This window comes from Lentilactobacillus rapi DSM 19907 = JCM 15042, assembly GCF_001436255.1.
In the GTDB taxonomy this organism is placed as follows: domain Bacteria; phylum Bacillota; class Bacilli; order Lactobacillales; family Lactobacillaceae; genus Lentilactobacillus; species Lentilactobacillus rapi.
This window is the reverse complement of record NZ_AZEI01000076.1, coordinates 447,407-468,510: the sequence shown is the minus strand read 5'-3', so window position 1 is coordinate 468,510 and position 21,104 is coordinate 447,407. Positions and strand designations below refer to the sequence as shown.

General features: G+C 44.8%; 24 protein-coding genes. 23 read left to right on the top strand and 1 reads right to left on the bottom strand.

Annotation, left to right across the window (positions count from 1 at the left end; all coding sequences use genetic code 11):
* Positions 1-8: 8 nt before the first annotated feature.
* The 23 genes from FD12_RS10475 to FD12_RS10365 are packed head-to-tail and all read left to right on the top strand — an operon-like array spanning position 9 to position 19,554.
* Positions 9-662 carry a cobalt-precorrin-8 methylmutase gene (locus FD12_RS10475; protein WP_056983046.1) on the top strand — a complete coding sequence of 218 codons (654 nt, stop codon included), beginning with the start codon at positions 9-11 and terminating at the stop codon, positions 660-662.
* A 13-nt stretch (positions 663-675) separates the two neighbouring features.
* Complete coding sequence (gene cbiD, locus FD12_RS10470) at positions 676-1,803, top strand: cobalt-precorrin-5B (C(1))-methyltransferase CbiD (protein WP_056983044.1); 1,128 nt, start codon at positions 676-678, stop codon at positions 1,801-1,803.
* Complete coding sequence (locus FD12_RS10465) at positions 1,800-2,402, top strand: cobalt-precorrin-7 (C(5))-methyltransferase (protein WP_054746492.1); 603 nt, start codon at positions 1,800-1,802, stop codon at positions 2,400-2,402. The genes cbiD and FD12_RS10465 overlap by 4 nt, the downstream gene beginning before the upstream one ends.
* Entirely contained in the window at positions 2,392-2,949 is a 558-nt protein-coding gene (locus FD12_RS10460; RefSeq protein ID WP_054746493.1) for a decarboxylating cobalt-precorrin-6B (C(15))-methyltransferase, read from the top strand. Before FD12_RS10465 ends, FD12_RS10460 begins: the two co-directional genes overlap by 11 nt.
* A gap of 5 nt (positions 2,950-2,954) precedes the next feature.
* Positions 2,955-3,737 carry a cobalt-precorrin-4 methyltransferase gene (locus tag FD12_RS10455; protein ID WP_054746494.1) on the top strand — a complete coding sequence of 261 codons (783 nt, stop codon included), beginning with the start codon at positions 2,955-2,957 and terminating at the stop codon, positions 3,735-3,737.
* Positions 3,715-4,782 carry a cobalt-precorrin 5A hydrolase gene (locus FD12_RS10450; protein ID WP_054746495.1) on the top strand — a complete coding sequence of 356 codons (1,068 nt, stop codon included), beginning with the start codon at positions 3,715-3,717 and terminating at the stop codon, positions 4,780-4,782. The genes FD12_RS10455 and FD12_RS10450 overlap by 23 nt, the downstream gene beginning before the upstream one ends.
* 3 nt (positions 4,783-4,785) lie before the next feature.
* Positions 4,786-5,511: a precorrin-3B C(17)-methyltransferase gene (cobJ, locus tag FD12_RS10445; protein ID WP_056983042.1), complete on the top strand. Its 726-nt coding sequence runs from the start codon at positions 4,786-4,788 to the stop codon at positions 5,509-5,511.
* On the top strand, positions 5,508-6,260 hold the full coding sequence (cobK, locus tag FD12_RS10440) for a precorrin-6A reductase (protein WP_056983040.1): 753 nt from the start codon (positions 5,508-5,510) through the stop codon (positions 6,258-6,260). The genes cobJ and cobK overlap by 4 nt, the downstream gene beginning before the upstream one ends.
* Complete coding sequence (gene cobA / locus FD12_RS10435; protein WP_056983039.1) at positions 6,257-7,678, top strand: uroporphyrinogen-III C-methyltransferase; 1,422 nt, start codon at positions 6,257-6,259, stop codon at positions 7,676-7,678. Before cobK ends, cobA begins: the two co-directional genes overlap by 4 nt.
* Entirely contained in the window at positions 7,650-8,417 is a 768-nt protein-coding gene (locus tag FD12_RS10430; RefSeq protein WP_056983036.1) for a sirohydrochlorin cobaltochelatase, read from the top strand. The genes cobA and FD12_RS10430 overlap by 29 nt, the downstream gene beginning before the upstream one ends.
* A 9-nt stretch (positions 8,418-8,426) precedes the next feature.
* On the top strand, positions 8,427-9,128 hold the full coding sequence (locus tag FD12_RS10425; protein WP_054746496.1) for a cobalt-factor II C(20)-methyltransferase: 702 nt from the start codon (positions 8,427-8,429) through the stop codon (positions 9,126-9,128).
* A 14-nt stretch (positions 9,129-9,142) separates the two neighbouring features.
* On the top strand, positions 9,143-9,895 hold the full coding sequence (locus FD12_RS10420; protein ID WP_054746497.1) for an energy-coupling factor ABC transporter permease: 753 nt from the start codon (positions 9,143-9,145) through the stop codon (positions 9,893-9,895).
* Positions 9,892-10,215, top strand: coding sequence for an energy-coupling factor ABC transporter substrate-binding protein (locus FD12_RS10415; RefSeq protein ID WP_054746498.1), 324 nt, complete (start codon positions 9,892-9,894; stop codon positions 10,213-10,215). The genes FD12_RS10420 and FD12_RS10415 overlap by 4 nt, the downstream gene beginning before the upstream one ends.
* Before the next feature lie 30 nt (positions 10,216-10,245).
* A complete protein-coding gene (gene cbiQ, locus FD12_RS10410) occupies positions 10,246-10,947 on the top strand; it encodes a cobalt ECF transporter T component CbiQ (RefSeq protein ID WP_054746499.1) in 702 nt (233 codons plus the stop codon).
* On the top strand, positions 10,940-11,767 hold the full coding sequence (locus tag FD12_RS10405; protein WP_054746500.1) for an energy-coupling factor ABC transporter ATP-binding protein: 828 nt from the start codon (positions 10,940-10,942) through the stop codon (positions 11,765-11,767). Before cbiQ ends, FD12_RS10405 begins: the two co-directional genes overlap by 8 nt.
* The gene (locus tag FD12_RS10400; protein ID WP_056983034.1) at positions 11,764-13,275 is read left to right on the top strand and encodes a cobyric acid synthase; all 1,512 of its coding nucleotides are present in this window, start codon (positions 11,764-11,766) and stop codon (positions 13,273-13,275) included. The genes FD12_RS10405 and FD12_RS10400 overlap by 4 nt, the downstream gene beginning before the upstream one ends.
* A 14-nt stretch (positions 13,276-13,289) precedes the next feature.
* Complete coding sequence (locus tag FD12_RS10395) at positions 13,290-13,748, top strand: precorrin-2 dehydrogenase/sirohydrochlorin ferrochelatase family protein (RefSeq protein ID WP_056983031.1); 459 nt, start codon at positions 13,290-13,292, stop codon at positions 13,746-13,748.
* A gap of 8 nt (positions 13,749-13,756) precedes the next feature.
* The gene (hemA, locus tag FD12_RS10390; RefSeq protein ID WP_056983029.1) at positions 13,757-15,019 is read left to right on the top strand and encodes a glutamyl-tRNA reductase; all 1,263 of its coding nucleotides are present in this window, start codon (positions 13,757-13,759) and stop codon (positions 15,017-15,019) included.
* Between the two features lie 12 nt (positions 15,020-15,031).
* A complete protein-coding gene (gene hemC / locus FD12_RS10385) occupies positions 15,032-15,943 on the top strand; it encodes a hydroxymethylbilane synthase (RefSeq protein ID WP_056983027.1) in 912 nt (303 codons plus the stop codon).
* A 27-nt stretch (positions 15,944-15,970) separates the two neighbouring features.
* Positions 15,971-16,954, top strand: coding sequence for a porphobilinogen synthase (gene hemB / locus FD12_RS10380; protein ID WP_056983025.1), 984 nt, complete (start codon positions 15,971-15,973; stop codon positions 16,952-16,954).
* Positions 16,955-16,956: 2 nt separating this feature from the next.
* Positions 16,957-18,249 carry a glutamate-1-semialdehyde 2,1-aminomutase gene (gene hemL, locus FD12_RS10375; protein WP_056983023.1) on the top strand — a complete coding sequence of 431 codons (1,293 nt, stop codon included), beginning with the start codon at positions 16,957-16,959 and terminating at the stop codon, positions 18,247-18,249.
* A gap of 5 nt (positions 18,250-18,254) precedes the next feature.
* Positions 18,255-18,848, top strand: coding sequence for a bifunctional adenosylcobinamide kinase/adenosylcobinamide-phosphate guanylyltransferase (locus FD12_RS10370; RefSeq protein WP_056983021.1), 594 nt, complete (start codon positions 18,255-18,257; stop codon positions 18,846-18,848).
* A gap of 16 nt (positions 18,849-18,864) precedes the next feature.
* The gene (locus FD12_RS10365; protein ID WP_056983019.1) at positions 18,865-19,554 is read left to right on the top strand and encodes a uroporphyrinogen-III synthase; all 690 of its coding nucleotides are present in this window, start codon (positions 18,865-18,867) and stop codon (positions 19,552-19,554) included.
* Between the two features lie 251 nt (positions 19,555-19,805).
* Here the strand turns inward: FD12_RS10365 and FD12_RS10360 are convergent, their stop codons facing one another.
* The gene (locus FD12_RS10360) at positions 19,806-20,885 is read right to left on the bottom strand and encodes an AraC family transcriptional regulator (RefSeq protein WP_056983017.1); all 1,080 of its coding nucleotides are present in this window, start codon (positions 20,883-20,885) and stop codon (positions 19,806-19,808) included.
* Positions 20,886-21,104: the final 219 nt, after the last annotated feature.

The following is a 21,104-nucleotide window of genomic DNA, read 5'->3' as shown; positions in this document are numbered from 1 at the left end:
TATTAAATATGGCAGAGGAAAAATACATCACAATTCCCGATAAAATTACCGAGAAAAGTTTTGCGATGATTCAAGACGAAATCGACAAAATTGATCCAAATTATACCTTTAATTCCCCAATTGAAGAACAGATTATTAAACGGGCAATTCATACAACTGCAGATTTTGATTACATGCACAGCCTGCGATTCACGCATGATGCCATCAAAAATATCAAGCAGGCAATCATGAACCATGGGACCATCATCACGGACACCACCATGGCTTTGTCAGGGATCAATAAGCGAAAATTAGACGAATTGGGCGTTCATTATCATTGCTATATTCGCGATCCGGAAGTGAGGGAGGTTGCCAATGAAAAAGGGATCACCCGATCGATGGCAGCCATTGAGGTTGCAGCCAAATTGCCAACAGAAAAAGTATTTGTGGTTGGTAACGCGCCAACTGCTTTGTATAAAATTCTCGAAATGATTCGAGAAAACCGATTGGAAGTCGCAGCAGTTATCGGCGTTCCAGTTGGGTTTGTTGAGGCAAAGGAAAGTAAGGACGAATTGGTCAACAGCGACGTGCCGGCAATTGCGGCGGTTGGTCGAAAAGGCGGCAGTAATCTTGCCGCGGCCTTGACCAATGCAATTATTTACAATCTTGACTTAATTAAGTGAGGTGAGTGGATTCATGGCAGACGATGATTTTGTTTTTTACAACGGCCGTAAGCTGCGAAAGGGCTTCACGACTGGCATAACGGCGACTGCAGCATCTGTGGCAGCCCTGACCGCTTTATTGGATCAAAAGGAACAAGCGGCGGTGAGTGTTCAAGCAGCCAATGGGCAAAATGTCACGTTTACGATTGAAAAATGCGATTTTGACAAGAAAAAGGCCGCCGTTGCGATTAAGAAGGACGGTGGCGATGACCAAGACGCAACGGATGGAATGTTGATTTATTCGACCGTCAATTTGCGGGATGATAACCAAATTAACCTTGACGGCGGTAAGGGGATTGGTCGCGTGACTCAAGAAGGACTCCCAAATAAACCAGGAATGCCGGCAATTAATCCGACACCGCGGAAAATGATCAAGCAGAGTGTCCGCAAAGTGCTTGGCCCAGATCGGGGAGCTGACGTCATTATTTCAGCGCCAGAGGGCGAACGGGTTGCTAAATTGACCTATAACCCAAAGTTGGGAATTGTTGGCGGCATTTCAATTCTTGGCACCAGCGGAATTGTGACGCCAATGTCCGAAGATAGCTGGAAAGCATCCATTTCGATCGAGATGAATATCCATAAGAAACGTGGTGATGAGGATATTATCCTAACGCCAGGGGATGCAGGGGAAGCATTTGCCAAGGAAAAGCTTGGATTGCCAGCCGAAAAGATTGTGCAAATGAGCAACTTTGTTGGTTACGTGTTGAAAGAAGCCCAGCGAATTGGGTTTAAACGGGTCTTGATTGTGGGCGACCTAGGGAAATTGATCAAAGTTTCCGGCGGCATTTTCTCCACTCATAGTAAGGATGCCGATGCGCGTGCCGAAATTATGGTGGCCAACTTGGCCCTGCTGGGTGCGCCGACCGAAATGCTGCAAAGGGTTTATAAGTGCCTGACAACGATCTCGATGCTCAAAATTGTTGAAGAAGACGGCTATCAACGAGTCTTGCAAGTCATCGTTGACAAGATCAAGGATCGATCGCAGAAATACATTGCCCATCGAGAGCCAAAAGTTGATATTGAGGCCGTTATTTATTCCAATACTTCCGGAGTTCTTGCATCAACAATTCCGGCAGCTGAGATTGGAGCGCGGTGGAAATGATCACAGTGGTTGGCATTGGTCCCGGCAAGAAGTCGTTGATGCTTTCTGGAACTCAAGAGATAGTGGACAAGGCAGAAATCGTGATTGGTTCTGAACGCCAGCTCAATATTTTCTCGGTCGCCCCGGCAAAGAAAGTCATCTTTACCCGGTTAGCCGTTCTCAAGAAGATCATCTGTGAGAATTTTGAAAAGCCAATCGTTTTACTGGCCTCTGGTGATCCGTTGCTGTACGGAATTGGCAACTGGGTGTTAGCAAACTTCGATCCCAAGATGGTGACAATCATCCCGGGGATTAGTTCAATCCAGTACCTATTTCATCAGGTTGGTCTGTCAATGAACGATTGCTACCTGACGAGCAGCCATGGTCGGGTACCTGATTTTGACTTTCTATTGCTTCACAAAACGATCGGCATGGTGACTGATGAGGAAATTGGGCCGGTTGAAATTGCCAGGGAAGTGAAGCAACGTCATCAGCATCGAACCATCTACGTGGGGGAAATGTTGAGTTACCCCGAAGAACGGATCTCCCGATTTACCGAAGATTCTGTTGAGAATCGCAAATACAAAATGAACGTGGTGATTATTACCAATGAAGGATGAAGAATTTTTAAGAACAAAGGTGCCAATGACTAAAGCCGAGGTGCGGGCGGTTAGTATTGATAAGCTGCAGCTAAATGGCAAAACGACCCTGTTGGATGTCGGGGCAGGAACCGGGAGTGTCAGTATCCAAGCGGCGGTGGAATTTCCTGATTTGCAAGTGACGTCGATTGAAAAGAACCCTGATGCTATCGATATTATGAGCAAGAATATCGAGAAATTTCACACGGACAATATCAGTTTGGTAAGGGCCAACGCCCCTGAAGGAATTCCCGATGAAGATTTCGATGCCATATTTATTGGCGGCAGTGGTTCTAATTTAAAAGAGATCATTACTGACTGCCTGGCGCATTTGAAACCGGGTGGGGCATTGGTCTTGAACTTCATTTTGATTGAAAATGCTTTGGAAACCTATCAAGCGTTGGCAGATGAAGACGTTAGCGATTTGGAAATGACCCAAGTGGACGTTTCAAAGTGGCATGCGCTTGGTAAGGGGCATTATTTCAAGCATCATAACTCAAGTATCGTATTAAGTTCCACGAAAGGATGATAAAGATGAGTTTAATCAGTTTTGTTGGTGCAGGTCCTGGAGATCCAGATTTGATTACATTAAAAGGTTATCGTCGGTTAGCAGAGGCGGACGTTGTCATTTACGCAGGTTCGTTGGTCAATCCAAAATTACTGGACTACTGCAAACCTGGTGCGCAGAAATTTGACAGCGCTTCGATGACCTTGGATGACATTATTTCTCGAATGGCTGAGTCTGTCGACAAAAACGAATCAGTCGTGCGGTTGCAGACCGGTGACTTTTCAATTTATGGCTCGATTAGAGAACAAGTTGAAGAGTTAAAGAAACGCGATATTGATTACGAGTGTATCCCAGGGGTCAGTTCCTTCCTTGGCGCCGCAGCTCAAATGGGTGTCGAATATACAGTGCCAGAAATCGCCCAAAGTGTGATTATCACTCGAATTTCCGGCCGGACCAAAGTGCCTGAAGATGAGTCATTGACGTCGCTTGCCAAACATCACACTTCAATGGTGATTTTCTTATCCGTTCAGAGTATTCGTCGAGTGGTTCGCCAACTGATTGCCGGCGGCTACACGGATGAAACTCCAGCTGCCGTTATTTATAAAGCAACCTGGCCAGATGAAAAGATGGTCAAGGGAACCCTAGCAGACATTGCCGATAAAGTTGGTAAGGCCGGGATTTCGCGGACAGCATTAATAATGGTTGGTGAATTTTTGGGTGACAAATACACTTATTCCAAGTTGTATGATCCAACGTTTACCCACACTTATCGCAAAGGAATTAAAAATGCCACAGCAAAGAAAGACTAGTATCTGCATCATGGCACTGACTGGGCCGGGGACCAAAATGGCTGAGAGCGTTCAGGCATCACTTCCTGAAAGCCGGGTGTTGGTTCCGGAAAAGTATGGGACAAATGGTGACGACACATTCGCCAAGGGCCAATTTACTTCAGCGTTCTCAGCGGCTTTTCGAACCTTTGATTGCCTTGTCTGCATTATGGCCACGGGAATTGTCGTTCGGAAAGTCGGCCCACTGATGCAGGACAAAACCGTCGACCCAGCGGTGATTGTCATGGATGAACAAGCCAACCACGTGATTAGTCTGTTGTCAGGCCATGTTGGGCATGCCAATGCTTTAACCAGACAAATTGCTGAATTACTTGATTCTGAGGCGGTGATCACCACTGCCACGGACACGGAACATGTTCAAGCAATTGATACTTTAGCCCAACGGTATAACGGCTGGTACCCGGAATTTAAATACAATACCAAATTGTTTAACTCACGTTTGGTTGAAGGCAGCCCGTTAATGCTTTACGTTGATCCAGATTTCCGCGGAATTGTGAAGCAGTTTAACGGATTGGAAGTCGTTGATGAAATTGATCAGCAACATCCAGAAATTCCGCTGATTGTTATTTCCGACAAGGATAATATCGAGAAACGGCAGAATTCACTTCAGATTGTTCCTCAAGTCAATGTGTTGGGCGTTGGCAGTCGCAAAGACGTGACTTACAAAATGATGCAAGATGCCTTTACCGAGTTTTGTACGCAACAACATCTCGTTTGGCGATCGATTTGTAAAGTGGTTTCAATTCAAAAAAAGGCACACGAAAATGCCATTCACTATTTGGCAGACTGTCTTGGGGTGCCAACTGAATTTTATTCTGCCGAGCAGCTGCAAAGCACTGCCAGCCACTACGACCAGTCTCCCTTTGTTAAGAAGACGGTCGGGGTTGGCAATGTTGCCAATTCGGCAGCAGAATTTGGGGCCGGTAATCGGACAATCAACGAAAGATTTTCAGCTGATCAAGTTACTATGGCGGTCAGTAAACTTACACTCAAAAAGGATGATTAAATAATGTTATACATTGTTGGATTAGGACCAGGTTCACAACAGTTAATGACGCAAGAAGCAATTGAAACGATTAAAAAAGTGGATACAATTGTTGGCTACATTACTTATATTCACTTGGTGGAAGACATGATTAAGGGCAAGGAAATTGTGACGACGGGGATGCGTGGCGAAATTGAACGGTCCAAAAAAGCGATTGAAATTGCCGCGACCGGGAAAGACGTTGCCATTATTTCAAGTGGCGATGCCGGCATTTATGGCATGGCTGGACTGGTTTTGGAAATGGCTGCCAAAGAGGATAAACATGTTGACATTAAAGTGATCCCAGGAGTGACTGCCAGCATCGCTGCTGCCGCCGCACTCGGGGCGCCTTTGATGAATGACTTTTGCCATATTAGCTTGAGTGATTTGATGACGCCTTGGGACGTGATCAAAGAACGAGTTGATGCCGCTGCCAAAGCTGACTTTGTGATTTGTTTGTACAACCCTCGCAGTAAGGGACGGCCAAACAATCTCCACGAAGCGTTGGACATCATTTTGAAGTACAAATCACCTGATACGGTCGTTGGAATTGGTAAAGATGTTGCCCGAAAACGGGAGATCGACAAAATTACCACGATTAAAGACTTAGATGAGACAGAAATCAATATGACCACCATCGTGATTGTCGGCAATAAAAATACATACGTTGCTGATGGCAGGATGATTACACCAAGGGGTTACACGTTATGATTTTATTGCTTGGCGGAACGAGTGAAAGCTTAACAATTGCCGACATGCTGACGAAGGCCCAACAGCCGTTTATCCTGTCGGTGACAACTGAATATGGAGCCGAATTGGCCCGACAACATGCCACTCATGTGCATTTAGGGGCAATTTTACCAGCTGAGTTTCACGACTTCTTTGAAGCAAATCGGATTTCGATGGTGATTGACGCCACTCATCCATTTGCCCGCTCGATCTCCACGCATGTCATCATTGCGGCCAAGCAGAACGCGATTCCATACATTCGGTTTGAGCGCCAAGAAATGCATGAAGAGGGGCCGTTTCTAAAAGTCGTTGCTGATACAGCAGCTGCAATCGCCTTCCTCCAGCAGCACCCCGGCAACATTTATCTCTCAACTGGTAGTAAAACAGCAAGTGAATTTGCCAACGAGTTAGGCATTGATCGGCTTCATGTGCGGGTCTTACCAACCACCGGGGTGATGGACTTACTATCCCAAGCAGGGTATCAAGCCAATCAGATTGATGCGATTCAGGGACCGTTTTCTGAGACCCTGAACGTTGAACTGATTAAACGAACGGGTGCCAAAATTATGGTGACTAAAGAAAGCGGCCGCCGCGGTGGCTTGCCAGAAAAAATTCAGGCATGTCAGGACTTACAGATTTTATGTCTGGTGATTAAACGCCCGGAAGTCAATTATCCTGAAGTGACTGGCTCTTTTGAAGCGTTAAAGCAAAGATTGGGGGTCATGCAATGAGTGGATTTGTTTCATTAGTTGGGGCTGGTCCGGGCAATCCAGAATTACTGACACTGTTAGCTAAACGGCGATTAGTTGAAGCGGATGTCATTTTGTATGACCGACTGGTAAACCCGGCTCTGTTGATGGAGACCAACGCAGAGAAGATCGATGTTGGCAAATTGCCTCACCATCATAAATACAGTCAGTATAAAATTAACGACCTGCTGGTCACCCTGGCCAACGAAGGTAAACGAGTTGTTCGCCTGAAAGCAGGGGATCCTTATGTATTTGGCCGCGGCGGCGAAGAAAGTCAGTACCTGAAGCGTCACCACGTTGATTATGAAGTGGTCCCCGGGATCACCAGTGCCATTGCCGGATTAGGCGCCGTTGGTATTCCGATTACCCACCGCGATTTTGCCTCGGCCTTCCATGTCATTACTGGCCATCGGAAAAAGACCGGTGAAGAACTCGATTGGCAGAACATCGCCCATCAGGAAGGAACGCTGGTTTTCTTGATGGGAATGGAACAGCTGGCAAAGATTACCAGTCAGTTGATTGAAAATGGGAAAGATCCCAAAACACCAGTTGCCGTTATTCAATGGGCGACCCACTGGAATCAACGCTCAGTGTTATCTGATTTAGCCAACATTGTTCAAGTGGTTGCCGAAAACCAAATTGGGTCACCCGCTTTAATCGTGGTTGGTCAGGTTGCTCAACTGATGCAAGCCTTACAACCTCATCCCGCCCTGTTTGGTCAACATATTCTGGTTCCATACAAGAAACAGTCGAAATTATTCGGCTTGTTACAAGATGCCGGCGCCTCGGTGGGATTTTTCCAGCGAGGAGAAACTCAACCCGTTGACTTCGCTTTACCAAAGTTATCGGTACCAGCAACGTTATTTGTTAACGACATCATCGCTTACCGCTATTTTCAAGACAAACTGATGGCAGCGGGAGCTGATTTGCGCAAGCTGGCTGATTGGCAGTTTATTGCTAAAAATCATGTGGTGGCCCGCCATTTAAAGTCGTCTGGCATTGTGGTCGATCGAGTTGCCGATTTGGCATCAACGTCTGGGCAACCAACCTATGTGATTGGCGAACAACGTGAACTGGCTGATATGAATCCGCAAGCGGCAGTTCATTTGTTGGCAACTTACCGCCGCCTGCCAGCTGAACAGGATCTTGACTTCGCTGATTATCAGACGATTGTTTTTCCGAGTTCAGCAAGTGTAGCTGAACTGGTTAGCAGTCTCAGTCAAGACCAATTAGAGGCATTACGGGTGCTGAAATGTATTGCGATGGGACCAAAAGTTGCCGAGAAGTGCCACCAAGTTGGCCTGAACAATGTGGTGACCGTTGAGCCATCATATCAAGCCGTATTAACTGTTTTGAAGGAGGCAAAAAACGTTGACAAAGTCAGCAATTCTCATCGTTAGTTTTGGGACAACTTATCCGGATACTCGCAAGAAGTCGATTGGATCAGTTGAGCAAGCCTTTCAGCGAACCTTTCCCGATTCCAAGGTATTTCGAGCATTCACCTCGAACGTGGTGATCAAACGGATTCAAAAGAACGAACAAATTAAGATTGATACGCCAACAGAAGCATTGGAAAAGATTCGCCAAGTTGGTTTTGAGCAGGTCTATGTTCAATCACTGCATCTAATTCCGGGAATTGAGTATGACCTGGTTAAAGAAGTGGTCGCCAAGTTCCAACCAGCATTTCAAAAAATTGTTCTTGGCGCGCCATTATTGAAGACTTTTGAAGATTATCGGCGGCTGGTGGCTTTCATTAAAGGAATGGTTCCGGCTAAAGCAGAACACTCAGGCCTGCTGCTAATGGGACACGGGACAGCCGATAGTGCCTTTACGGCTTATGCCTGCTTGGATCACATGCTGATGGGTACCGGCAACTATGTTGGGGCCGTTGAAAGTTATCCAGATATTGATTTTGAAATTCAACGGTTGACTAATGATGGCATTCAACACGTTGTCATGCAGCCGTTGATGATGGTCGCCGGCAATCATGCCCACCATGACATGGCGTCTGATTCACCGACGTCATGGAGTTCTCAGCTTCAAGCGCATGGAATAACGGCGGATGCTAAGTTTATTGGCCTGGGAGAGTACCCAGAAATCCAGCAGATGTATATTGATCATTTAAAACAAGTGATGTAGGAGGAGCTTATGGGAACGTTTTATGGAATCGGCGTTGGGCCGGGAAATAGTGAATTAATGACGGTTAAAGCTGTCAAAACAATCGAACAGTTAGATATTTTGTACACGCCAAAGGCTCATAAAAGCGCCTTGAGTGTTGCGGAACAGATCGCAACGCCATACTTTACAGACTCGTTAACAATTAAACGGCGGCATTTTCCAATGACTCACAATTTAGAAGAAAAACAGCAGAGTTGGAATGAAATTGCGGCTGAAATTGTTCAAGATGTCAAAGCAGGCAACGATGTTGGGTTTATCACTCTCGGCGACCCATCCGTTTACAGTACTTATAGCTACCTTGCCGACATCGTGAGAGACGATGTGCCGATTAAGACCATCGCCGGGATTTCATCATACAGTCAGATTGCCGCCGAAGTTTCGATCCCGTTAACGATTGATGACGAATCTTTGGAGGTGATTCCGGCCACGGCGTCATTGGATAAAATCAGTCAAGCCCTTGATGTCAACGATAACGTCATCTTGATGAAAGTTTCTACCAAATTTGAAGCGATTTATAAACTATTGAGCGATAGGGAACTTTTGGGTAACGCTTTGTTAGTAACTGACGCGTCCCTTGAGAGTGAAAAGACCCGCAAACTTTCAGAAATGGATGTCTCAGAAAAAGTTCCGTATTTCTCAACGGTATTGATTAAGAAGCAACTTAGGTTTTGAAGGAGGAAAAGGTCATGGATCATTCCACCAAGCGAAATTTGGCCGTCACATCGATTGCGTTGAGTAGTTTCTCGTTTGTTGCTTATTTATTGTATCCGACTAATGCCAACGCAATGCACATCATGGAAGGGATGCTGCCACCAAAATGGTGTATTTTCTGGTTTGCCGTTTCGGCGCCATTCTTCGTGTATGGCCTTTATCGGATGAATAAAATTGTGAAATCCTCTACCCAGAATGCCAAAGTGATGCTGGCTTTGTGTGGGGCGTTTGTCTTCGTCTTATCATCGCTCAAGATACCTTCAGTAACCGGTTCGTGTTCCCACCCGACCGGCGTTGGTCTTGGAACAGTGATGTTTGGTCCCGGTGTCATGTCAGTGCTCGGGGTGATTGTGCTATTATTTCAAGCTTTATTGTTGGCTCACGGCGGCCTAACGACTTTGGGTGCCAATAATTTCTCGATGACGGTTGTCGGCCCATTCGTTGGTTTTGCGGTTTATAAAATTTGTCGAGCTTTCAAAGTAAACCGATCAGTATCGTTATTCCTATGTGCAATGTTGGCTGATTGGTCGACTTATGTCACCACTTCATTCCAGTTAGCCGTTGTCTTCCCTGATCCAAATGGTGGGGTGCTTGGGGCCGTGATTAAGTTCCTGGGAATTTATGCGGTGACCCAAATTCCACTGGCCATTGCCGAAGGATTCTTGACAGTGATCGTTTATAACCTGGTGATCAGCAACAACCTCTGGAAGGAGGCCAGCCTAGGATGAAAACCAAATCAAAGACCAAACAGAATTTACTCTTGTTAGGAGCCGTGTTGATCTTAATCATTGTGCCATTCTTCTATGCTAAGGGTGGCAGCTTTACCGGTAGTGATGATCAAGGAACCGAACAAATCAAAAAATTCGACCCCAGTTATAAAGTTTGGGCGCATCCTTTATGGACACCACCTTCAGCCGAAATTGAAAGTCTATTATTTACCGTCCAAGGTAGTTTAGGAACCGGGATTATTGCCTATATCATTGGGAGTGCCCGGGGTAAGAAAAAAGCCTTGAAACAGATTGAAGAACAAAAAAATGGTAAGAAGTAATGCTGATCATTTGATAGGAGGCTGATTAAAATGCTGGTTATCGACAAATATGCGTATACTAACCGAATCGTTAATTGGTCGCCTAAGATTAAAGGCCTAGTTTGGCTAATGTGTATGGTGATTGCTTTTCAGCCAATCGTTTGGTTGAAAGCCATCCTAATTGTGGCGGTGGCGGCGGACACGATATTTGTCACCAAGGTTTCGCTGCACCGGTATTTAAAGTGGTTCTACGTCATTTTACCTTTCTTATTGTTAAGCATTATTGGGATTGTGTTTACAATGTCGGCATCAAAAGCTCAATTGTATTTTCCAATTCATTTGTTTGGTAACTACTTTGGTGTCTCGCAGGCGATGTTGCCAAAAGGATTATTATTAGGCGTTCAGGTATTGGCTGCGGTTGTTAGTACCTATTGGTTTGCCTTAACAACCCCGTTTCGACAGATATTAGATTTGCTGGTATCACTACATTTATCCAATTTGATTATTGAGGAAACGATGTTGATGTATCGGTTTATTTTCATCTTTATCGATTCGTTCGAAGAAATTCACCGGGCTCAGAAGCTGCGGTTTGGTTATCGTAATATTTGGACATCGCTTCATTCGCTGTCAATTTTAGTCAAGATGCTGTTTGAACAAATTATGGTGAACTATGAAGCGATGACCCATGCGTTGGACGCCAAACTTTACGATGGTGAATTTAAGGTAGGAAAGAGCAGGTCTCAAAATGATTGAATTAAAGAATGTGAGCTTTGCTTATGAAAAGAATCGCCCAACCTTGAAAAACATTTCGTTGAAGCTGGGGGAGGACAATGAAAATATTGTCGGCATCATTGGCCCAAATGGCTCTGGAAAATCAACATTATTTTTGAATTTAGTGGGGATGCTGAAACCATCGCAAGGTGAAATCTTCGTTGATGGTGTGCCGATTAAGTATGGTAAGCGCGCTTTAAATGAACTGCGCAAAAAAGTTGGCATTGTTTTTCAGAATTCTGATCAGCAAATTTTCTACTCGATTGTCCAGGATGATATTGCCTTTGCGCTTCATAATCTCAAATTACCGCAAGCAGAAATTGATGCCAGAGTTGACCGGGTGTTAAAAGAATTAGATATCGAAAGCATCCGCAATAAGCCAATTCAATATTTAAGCGGGGGTCAAAAGAAACGGGTTGCCATTGCCGGCATCCTGGTCCTGAGATCCGAATGGCTGTTATTGGATGAACCCACCGCTGGCTTAGATCCAGATGGTAAGCGGCGAATGCTGGCCCTCATGAAACAGTTGGTTGCCAACGGACAAAAGATCATCGTTTCCAGTCATGACATGGACTTTATGTATGAAATTTGTGATCATTTCTTCATTCTTAATAACGGTCAAATCGTTAAGTCTGGGCGTAAAAAGGATGTCTTCTTAGATGAACAATTGCTGAATGACTGTAAGCTAGAGCAACCTTGGTTAGTCAAAATTCATCAAAAACTTCATTTGCCGTTATACGCTGATCAACAAGATTTATTCAATCAACAAGAGTCTGAACTGAAAGGTCGTGAGCAACAATGAGTGCTGAACGGATTATGTTTGTAGGAACAACTTCTGATTCCGGAAAGAGTTGGGCAGTGACTGCTTTATGTCGCATCTTAAAGCAGCGGGGCAAAAAAGTGGCGCCGTTTAAATCTCAAAATATGGCACTTAATTCGTTTATTACTGCAGACGGTAAGGAAATGGGCCGTGCCCAGGTCTTTCAAGCCGAAGCCGCCGGAGTTGCCCCCGACGTGCGGATGAATCCGATCCTCTTGAAACCATCAACTGATTCGGATGCCCAGATCGTTTTTATGGGCAAAGTGACCGGGAACATGGGCGCCGCTGAATATCAAAACTATAAGCCCAAGCTCCGAACCAAAGTCACCAATATTTTTAACTCGTTGGCCGCAGAAAACGATGTTGTCGTGCTTGAAGGAGCCGGCAGTCCAACCGAAATTAATCTGAGTGATAACGATATCGTTAATATGGGAATGGCCAAGATGGCCGATGCCCCAGTAATTTTAGTTGCCGATATTGACCGGGGTGGCGTGTACGCAACCATTTACGGTACGATCAAATTATTGCCAAAAGAAGATCAGAAACGGATCAAGGGCATTATCATCAATAAGTTTCGCGGCGATGAGTCGCTGTTGGTATCTGGTAATCAAATGATTGAAAAATTGACCGGTGTTCCAGTCATCGGCGTGCTGCCAATGACCGACATTGATTTGGACGACGAAGACAGCGTTTCACTGCAAAGCAAACGCCAGACCCGAGATACCACGAAGGATATTGATATTGCCGTGATCACTTTATCAAAGATTTCCAACTTTACCGATTTCCACAGCCTGGAAATACAACCGGACGTATCAGTCCGCTATGTGCGTCACGCTGATCAAGTTGGGACGCCAGATGTGTTAATCATTCCTGGTAGTAAAAATACCAATGAAGACATGGTGTTCCTGCGTGGAAAGCACCTGGATATGGCGATTAAGGAAGCCGCCGAAAATGGCAGTCAAATCGTTGGTATCTGCGGGGGCTATCAATTACTTGGCAATCAGTTGCGAGATCCCGAGTCAGTTGAATCTGATCTAAAGTCTCAGACGGGTCTGGGCCTATTGGATACCGACACGGTCTTTAATGAAGTTAAGACGACAACCCAAGCTGAAGCCAAGCATGATGGTCAACTCTTAACCGGTTACGAGATTCATATGGGGACAACAACTTTGGGACCGCAAATGCGCCCGTTTTCCCGAATCATTTCAAATAATGGCAAACCGACTGATCGAGACGATGGGGCAGTTAATCAAGACGGCAGCGTCTTTGGTACTTATCTCCATGGATTGTTTGACAATATCGATTGGACCCGGCAATTCTTGAATTCAGTGAGAGAGAAGAAAGGATTGAAACCGCTGGGCAAAGCCGTTGAGCGCCAGTTCAACACATACAAGGAGAATCAGTATGACAAGTTGGCCAATGTTTTCAAGGAGCACGTTGATATGAAACGGATCGATGAGATCTTGGCGGCTTCTGAGAATCATGAGTAAAGAAGGGATGAGAAATGCAAAAACCTTATCCAATTCTATTGGATTTGTCAGATAAAAAAGTCGGCGTTGTCGGCGGTGGTAACGTGGCTGCCCGAAAGATTAAAGGATTGCTGGCGGTGGGCGCTGATGTGACGGTTGTGAGTCCCGAGTTAAATGACAAGATTGACGCGGACAGCATTCATTGGATTAACAGCCGTTACGCAGCTGATTATCTTAAACAAATGGATCTCGTGTTTGCCTGTACCGATGATTTTGAAGTGAACCAGCGGATTAAACAGGAAGCAAAACCATTTCAGTTAGTGAACAACACCAGCAACAAGCACAACTCTGATTTTTATAACGTCGCCCAAATTAACGCTGACGACTTTATGATCACAATTTCAACTTATGGTGCTTCTCCGAGCGCGTCCAAGCAACTCAAGGCAAAGATGCTGACTTGGCTCAAATCTCAGTACCCAGATGAAAGAAGGTAAACTCAAAATTGTTCATTATTTATGTCGGGATTGACGTCAACTCTGTCCCAATCGATATCCGGGAAAAAGTCGTTTTCTCCAAGGAAGAACTCGCTGAAGCCAATTCCAAACTTAACCAAGAAAAAAGTGTCCTTGAAAACGTCATTCTATCGACGTGTAACCGGACGGAAATTTATGCGGTCGTCGATCAGGTTCATACCGGTCGATATTACTTGAAACGATTTTTAGCCCGTTGGTTTAATATTCCGTTGGAGCAGATCAATAATTGGGTTAATATTGGTATCAAAGAGAATGCCGTTAAGCATCTCTTTGAAGTGGCCGTCGGATTGGATTCATTGATCATGGGCGAACCACAAATTTTAGGGCAGGTTAAACAAGCATTTTTTAATGCAGAAGACAATGGCACAACGGGAGTTATTTTCAAGCATCTGTTTAATCAGGTCATCTCGTTTTCAAAACGAATGCATACCAAATATCCAACCAGTGAATTATCACTGACGTCTCATCAAGCGGGGCTCCATCAAATTAAGACTCACTTGGGAACGGTCAAGGGGAACAAGTTGGCCGTTGTCGGTTTGGGAGACGTTGGCTCACATTTGTTGAAGAACGCCAGTACCATGGGATTCGATCATATCTATATCCTGAATCGGACTGACAGCAAGGCCGAAGCAGCTGCTGATGCACTCGGTGATACCGTTGAGGCGGTTCAATTTGATGAATTGCCTGAAGTTGTCACCAAGGTGGATGCGGTCGCAACCGCCGTTTCCAGCAAACAGCCTATTTTAACGATTGACTCACAGGATAGCGGCTCCCTTAAAATCTTGGTCGATCTGGGGGTTCCTCGAAACGTCAAGGTTGTCTCTTCGAAGCCATCGTTTGATTACTTTGACATTGATGGCTTGCACGAAATCCTCGATGATAATCACGAACTGCGGGATCGGATGTTGGCTAAGACTGGGCGTGAGATCCCTCAAGAGGTGACCGACTTCTATATTTGGCAAAAACAGCTTCACGTGGTCCCCGTCATTCGAGACCTTCGAAAGTCAGCACTGACAGTTGAAAGCAACGTTTACGATAGCTTGATGCATAAATTGCCTGATCTGGACGAACATGAGCAAAAAGTGATTCGCAAACACATGAAGAGCATTATCAACCAAATGATTAAGGGACCAATTAAGCAGGTAAAGGAGTTGTCTGTCAAGGACGATGCCAATTTTGACCTTGAGTTCTTCTGTGACATATTTGGCCTGCCCAAGGAAGATATGAAATGAGGACGGATTGACATGGAAAAAGTAAAAGTAGTCGGTACCAGGGGTAGTAAATTGGCTGTTGTTCAAACCAAAATTGTGGTCGATTTGCTGGCAAAGAAGTTTCCTGATATCCGATTTGAGATCAAAACGATTACGACCCAGGGCGATCGTAATTTAAAGGATAGCCTGCAAAAAATCGGTGGTAAGGGCGTCTTCGTCAAAGAAATTGAGCAAGAACTCTATGATCACACAATTGATTTTGCGGTGCATAGCCTCAAAGATGTTACCCCAAAGCTTTCTGATGGGCTGGTGATTGGCGCTGTCCTCAAACGGGCCTCGCCCTATGATTGTCTGATTACCCCCCACCAGATCAGCGACTTTTCTGAGATCCCCCAAGGGGCCAGGATTGGGACTAACAGCTCGAGGCGCCAGGGCCAATTGTTAAACGCCCGGCCGGATTTAAAAATTGTGCCAATTCGGGGCAACGTTGAGACTCGGATTAAGAAAATTGCAACCGACAAGCTGTTTGGGGTTGTCCTTGCGGTTTCCGGCTTGAAGCGGCTCGGGGTTGATCTGTCAAAATACACTCAGCTTCCACTAAAGGACGTGATTATTCCGGCTGCTGGTCAGGGGGCTATTGCAGTTGAATGTCGGGAAGATGATTCTGATACCCTTGCCGTTTTGGATGCCATTAACGACCAAGAAACTCGTGACTGTGTGACAATCGAGCGGAATTTCCTCGGTGAATTGGGTGGTAGTTGTAACTTTCCAATTGGCAGCTTTGCATCCAAGCAGGCCAATGAATATGTCTTCGAGGGTCTGGTGGCCTCAATTGATGGCCAACACTTATTCAAGAAACAAGCCCATCAGAAATCCGTTGAGCACTTTGGTGAACAAATTGCCGATGATTTAATTTCTGAGGGTGCATTAAAAATTATTCAATAAACATCAATTTGAAAGGGAGCAATTATTTTGGTAACTTTTGATCGTCATCGTCGTTTACGTACAAGTCCAGCAATGAGGGATCTCGTTCGCGAGACTCATTTGCTTAAGGATGATTTGATTATGCCAGTGTTTGTGGATGCCAATATCAAGGATCGAAAAGAGATTCCATCCATGCCCGGGGTGTACCAATTTAGTCTGGATTCAATTCTGGATGAGATTAAGGCAATTGTCGATAAGGGCATCAAAGCCATTATTTTATTTGGGTTGCCTGATCATAAAGATGAAGTTGGGACTTCCGCTTGGGAAGATGATGGCATCGTTCAGCAAGCCATTCGTAAGATTAAAAAGGCTTATCCTGATTTGATTGTGATTGCTGACACCTGTTTGTGTGAATATACTTCTACCGGCCATTGTGGGGTCGTTAAGGATGGCGTTGTTTTAAACGATGAATCTTTAACCTACATCGTGAAGACCGCTGTTAGTCAGGCCAAAGCAGGTGCTGACATTATTGCCCCGTCCAATGCGATGGATGGCTACGTAGCCGCAATCCGTCAAGGCCTCGATGAGAACGACTTCAAGAATTTACCAATCATGTCATACTCAGTCAAATATGCTTCCAGTTTTTATGGTCCATTCAGGGATGCAGCTAACAGTGCGCCAGAATTCGGTGATCGCAAAGGCTACCAAATGGATCCTGCTAATCGATTGGATGCGCTGCGAGAGTCAGCCAGTGATGTAAAAGAGGGAGCAGATTTCTTGATGGTTAAGCCGTCAATGGCCTTCTTGGATGTGATGAGAGAAGTTCGCGATCGGTTTGATTTACCATTAGTTGCTTACAACGTTTCTGGTGAATATGCCATGATCAAAGCAGCTTCCCAAAACGGCTGGATCAACGAAGACCAAATTGTTCGCGAAACGTTAGTTGGCATGAAGCGGGCAGGCGCCGATCTGATTATTACTTACTTCGCCAAAGACGTTGCTGATCGCATGAATAAAGGGGAGGTATTTTAAACTTGAGGTCAATTGAAAAATCTAAGCAAGCATTTAAAGAAGCCAGCAATTATTTCCCGGGCGGCGTTAACAGTCCTGTTCGGGCTTTTAAGAACGTTGGTGGAGATCCTTTGTTCATCAAAAAAGGCGCTGGTTCACATATTTATGACATTGATGGTAATGAATACATCGACTACGTTTTGTCGTGGGGACCACTTATTTTGGGCCATGCTGATCCTAAAGTAGTGAGTGACTTACAAGCTGCCGTTTCAAATGGTACCAGCTACGGGGCCCCAACTGAATTGGAAACTGAACTTGCTAAGAAGATCCAGTCCATCGTTCCCTCGATGGAAATGATGCGAATGGTTTCTTCTGGGACTGAAGCCACGATGAGCGCAATCAGAGTTGCTCGGGGAGTGACTAAACGCGATAAGATCGTTAAGTTTATCGGCAATTACCATGGTCATAGTGATTCCTTACTGGTTGATGCCGGTTCCGGCGTTGCAACGTTTGATATCAACACCTCACCTGGCGTTCCCAAATCTTTAGCTTATGACACATTGACTTCGCCCTATAACGACGTCGATACGATCAAGCAGATTTTTGCCAAACACGGCGATGAAATTGCCTGCATCATTGTGGAACCGGTTGCTGGTAACATGGGCGTCATTCCGGGGACCAAGGCCTTCTTGCAAACGTTACGGGATCTCACTCAACAATATGGCTCAATTCTGATTTTCGATGAGGTCATGTCAGGATTCCGAGCTGCCTATCACGGTGCGCAACAGTTGTATGGGATTAAGCCGGATATGACGACCCTTGGTAAAGTGGTCGGTGGTGGACTGCCGGTTGGTGTCTTTGGCGGTCGCCGCGACATTATGGAACAGGTTGCGCCGGCTGGTCCGATTTATCATGCCGGAACCCTTTCCGGAAATCCATTGGCAATGACTGGCGGGATCAGTACCCTGAATCAGTTGACCCCAGAGATGTACGAGCAAATGAGTTACAAGGTCGATCGATTGGCTAAAGGCATTGAAGAGGCTGCCAAGGCCCATCATGTGCCAGTGGTTGTTCATCACGTTGGAACGATGTGGAGCTACTTCTTCAACCAAGGACCGGTGAATAACTTTGCCGATGTCCAAAAGAGTGATATGGACTTCTTCGCGAAATTCTTTAGGGCGTTGTTGGAAAATGGTGTTTATACCGCCCCATCTGAATATGAAACTAATTTCATGTCCAGCAAACACACGGACGAGGAAATTGATCAAACGATCGCTGCATTTAATCAAGCATTTGATGCCGCTTTGAAAGGTTAATTAACATGGCAAAATTAACACTCATCACGGGTGGCGCCAAGAGTGGTAAATCTGAAGTCGCCGAAGATATGTACGCTGACGAGCACGGGGTTTGCTACATCGCTACCAGTGTCATCAGAACGAACCAAGATTCTGAGATGAAATTAAAAATTAAAAAGCACCGTCAGCGCCGCCCAGCAGATTGGACAACCGAGGAGCGTTACAAGGACGTCAGTATTTTTGTGTTGATGAATGATTATCAAAAGTATTTGTTAGACGACGCAACAATGATGACGACGAACCTATTCTTTGATCTGGCTGCTAAAATGTACAACGATTTTCCCGGCAACGTTGATGAAGACATCGACAGGATGAACAAAGACGAAATTGAGTCCATTCAAACCACAATTTTGCAGGAATTTTCCAAAGTGGTTGACTCTTTGCGCCGAACCAATCAAGAGATGACGATTGTCACCAATGAAGTTGGCCTGGGGTTGGTTCCAGCTTCCAAGGAGTCGCGGATTCTCCGGGATACTTACGGGCTGGTGAATCAGTTGTTGGCTAAAAAAGCTGATGATGTGTATTTTGTGATCTCCGGCCTGACTCAGAAGATCAAGTAGGATTGGGGGGGATAAAATGACTTATCTGATTACCTATCCGAAACATAACGTTGCAAGCGACCTTCAAGCCCAATTAGCTGTCAAAGCAGAGACTATCTATCTGCCACTCGGGCACTTTCGACCGGTTGAATTGACTGTGGCGGATATTTCATTAATTAAACAGTCTCAATTTTTAATTTTAACGAGTCCGGTATCAGTGAATCTTTATTTGGACCGGTTAAAGTCGCTTAATCCAAACGCGAACCTTTTAGTCATTAGTCCCAAGATGGCAAATATCCTCAAAGCAGGTGGGATTCGTGACGTTCGCGTTGCTGAGGAAGAAAACGGTCGTTCGTTGGCAAAATGGGTGACCTCGGAAATGGCAGCCAAAACATGCCTGCTGCGAGGTGATAGGAGCGCTATTCAGCAATTCTTGCCAAAATCCGTCAGGCAGGTCATGATCTATGAGAATTATTGGGACCAACAACTAGCCGATACGGCTGTTCAACAATTAGGTGGTCACAGGTTCACAAAAGTATTGGTGACCAGCCCATCCAGCTTTGAACGGCTGACAGAAATTGCAAAACGGATTCCTGAATGTTTTTCTGACGTAACTTATTACACGTTAGGCCGGACCACTGCCAAAGTGATTCCTTCAGGCAAGGTGATTGTGGGCGAAGGTCCTGGCGTCTTAAGAAATACAATTTCGAAGATGTGTGAGGCGTGAAGTTTTTAAGAAAACAAAACGAGTGGGTTTGAAACAAAATGGATTTAACCCAGATTTAAAATAAAAACGGCAATGCATTCTAATTTTGGATGCACTGCCGTTTTTATTTGACTGGCGGGGTTGGCTGCTTGTCGCAAGTTTTATCAATCTAAGAAAGGAAAACCAAGTTGTATTTATGCTCAACTTGCCAGCTAATGTCCCAGCCACACACGTATTGGTGAGGATACTGATGTGAATAGGCTGATTCGAGATTATCGAATATAGGATGCAGCATATGTCCACTGGATCACCGATTTCTTATTGACCGTAATTTCGGCGGCCGGCGCCATTGGTTGGTTGCAGTCGACTGTGTAGATCCAACCCCGTTCATCGTCTGAATCGGTGTAATCGCCGATCCGGCTAATGTAGGGGTAGCCATTGACTGAATGGAAGTAATACGGAATATTGTGGCGGTTGAAGAACCGTTTAGACACATCATAGACACTATCACTACTATTCCAAGAGAGGTCCCGGGAAATTGTGTAGATCTTGTCGATTGATGCATTTGTTTTTCGGTAAAGCAATGGGGTTTCGCCGGTATATGATTTGAAAATTTTAGTGAAATAACTCGTTTGCGAATAGCCGATCTGACTCGCGATTGCACTGATCTTTGCGTTGGTGGTAATCAATTTTTCGCAGGCCAGGGCGATTTTGAGGCTATTTACATAATTGATGAAGTTCACGCCGAGCTTTTGTTTAAACGCCTTACTCAGGTAGGACGGCGACAAAAAGACTGATTTGGCAACTGATTCAAGCGATAATGGCTGGTTAATATTGGACTTGATAAATGACAGGGCGCGTTGAATGTTGACTTGAGAATCGTTATTCAAATGAGTGGTGGAATTGGTGACCAGGCTGCCTGATTCAGGATGAATCATCTCGGCAATTCCGACCAACTTGCGTAATACGGTGACGTTGGCCAAATCGTCTGCTCGAACCGCATTCAAAATTGAAACGTCATTTGGTGCTGCTTTAAAGGCGTTGTTAAAAATGTTCTCTAAAAAGGTTCGCGCTAACTTAATTCGCTCAGGTGTAATCCCTGAACCCTCACAAATGATAAATCCAGACAGGCTGTTTTTTAAAGTGACTGGAAAAATAAAGAAAGAATTTGTATTCGAAGTCGGAAGATTTTTTAGAACATCTTCCGTCTTGGTATAGACGTTACCGTCAATCAATAATCGGTTGTCCAGGTCAAAATAATAACCGTTAATTTGGCTGACCTTGGAAAATTCATTAATCCCTTCAGAAATTGATTTATAGATAGTTGTTTTCGTATTATTTGGTGTGATCATGAGCACCTTCCCTCGGATAGATTATATAATAATATCTTGTGCAGTGCTGAATAATGATAAAAATAATTGAAAATTCTTAGAATTTGAATGAAAATTTTGATTTGTAACACTATTTGTCTCTTAAAATACGATAATTTAATGCTTTATCAAAATTTATTCATCAGATATTCAAAAATGTTATAAAAATGATGTCAAAAATGGAACTCTTTTCTTCAAATT

Bases quoted from the DNA above. Each gene is read 5' to 3' on its own strand.
- FD12_RS10400 (WP_056983034.1), top strand. From the start codon at position 11,764: ATGAGTGCTGAACGGATTATGTTTGTAGGAACAACTTCTGATTCCGGA.
- FD12_RS10460 (WP_054746493.1), top strand. From the start codon at position 2,392: ATGAAGGATGAAGAATTTTTAAGAACAAAGGTGCCAATGACTAAAGCC.
- FD12_RS10360 (WP_056983017.1), bottom strand. From the start codon at position 20,885: ATGATCACACCAAATAATACGAAAACAACTATCTATAAATCAATTTCT.
- FD12_RS10420 (WP_054746497.1), top strand. From the start codon at position 9,143: ATGGATCATTCCACCAAGCGAAATTTGGCCGTCACATCGATTGCGTTG.
- cbiD (WP_056983044.1), top strand. From the start codon at position 676: ATGGCAGACGATGATTTTGTTTTTTACAACGGCCGTAAGCTGCGAAAG.
- FD12_RS10370 (WP_056983021.1), top strand. From the start codon at position 18,255: ATGGCAAAATTAACACTCATCACGGGTGGCGCCAAGAGTGGTAAATCT.
- cbiQ (WP_054746499.1), top strand. From the start codon at position 10,246: ATGCTGGTTATCGACAAATATGCGTATACTAACCGAATCGTTAATTGG.
- FD12_RS10475 (WP_056983046.1), top strand. From the start codon at position 9: ATGGCAGAGGAAAAATACATCACAATTCCCGATAAAATTACCGAGAAA.
- cobA (WP_056983039.1), top strand. From the start codon at position 6,257: ATGAGTGGATTTGTTTCATTAGTTGGGGCTGGTCCGGGCAATCCAGAA.
- FD12_RS10425 (WP_054746496.1), top strand. From the start codon at position 8,427: ATGGGAACGTTTTATGGAATCGGCGTTGGGCCGGGAAATAGTGAATTA.
- FD12_RS10405 (WP_054746500.1), top strand. From the start codon at position 10,940: ATGATTGAATTAAAGAATGTGAGCTTTGCTTATGAAAAGAATCGCCCA.
- cobK (WP_056983040.1), top strand. From the start codon at position 5,508: ATGATTTTATTGCTTGGCGGAACGAGTGAAAGCTTAACAATTGCCGAC.
- FD12_RS10365 (WP_056983019.1), top strand. From the start codon at position 18,865: ATGACTTATCTGATTACCTATCCGAAACATAACGTTGCAAGCGACCTT.
- hemC (WP_056983027.1), top strand. From the start codon at position 15,032: ATGGAAAAAGTAAAAGTAGTCGGTACCAGGGGTAGTAAATTGGCTGTT.
- FD12_RS10455 (WP_054746494.1), top strand. From the start codon at position 2,955: ATGAGTTTAATCAGTTTTGTTGGTGCAGGTCCTGGAGATCCAGATTTG.
- FD12_RS10395 (WP_056983031.1), top strand. From the start codon at position 13,290: ATGCAAAAACCTTATCCAATTCTATTGGATTTGTCAGATAAAAAAGTC.
- cobJ (WP_056983042.1), top strand. From the start codon at position 4,786: ATGTTATACATTGTTGGATTAGGACCAGGTTCACAACAGTTAATGACG.
- FD12_RS10415 (WP_054746498.1), top strand. From the start codon at position 9,892: ATGAAAACCAAATCAAAGACCAAACAGAATTTACTCTTGTTAGGAGCC.
- FD12_RS10465 (WP_054746492.1), top strand. From the start codon at position 1,800: ATGATCACAGTGGTTGGCATTGGTCCCGGCAAGAAGTCGTTGATGCTT.
- FD12_RS10450 (WP_054746495.1), top strand. From the start codon at position 3,715: ATGCCACAGCAAAGAAAGACTAGTATCTGCATCATGGCACTGACTGGG.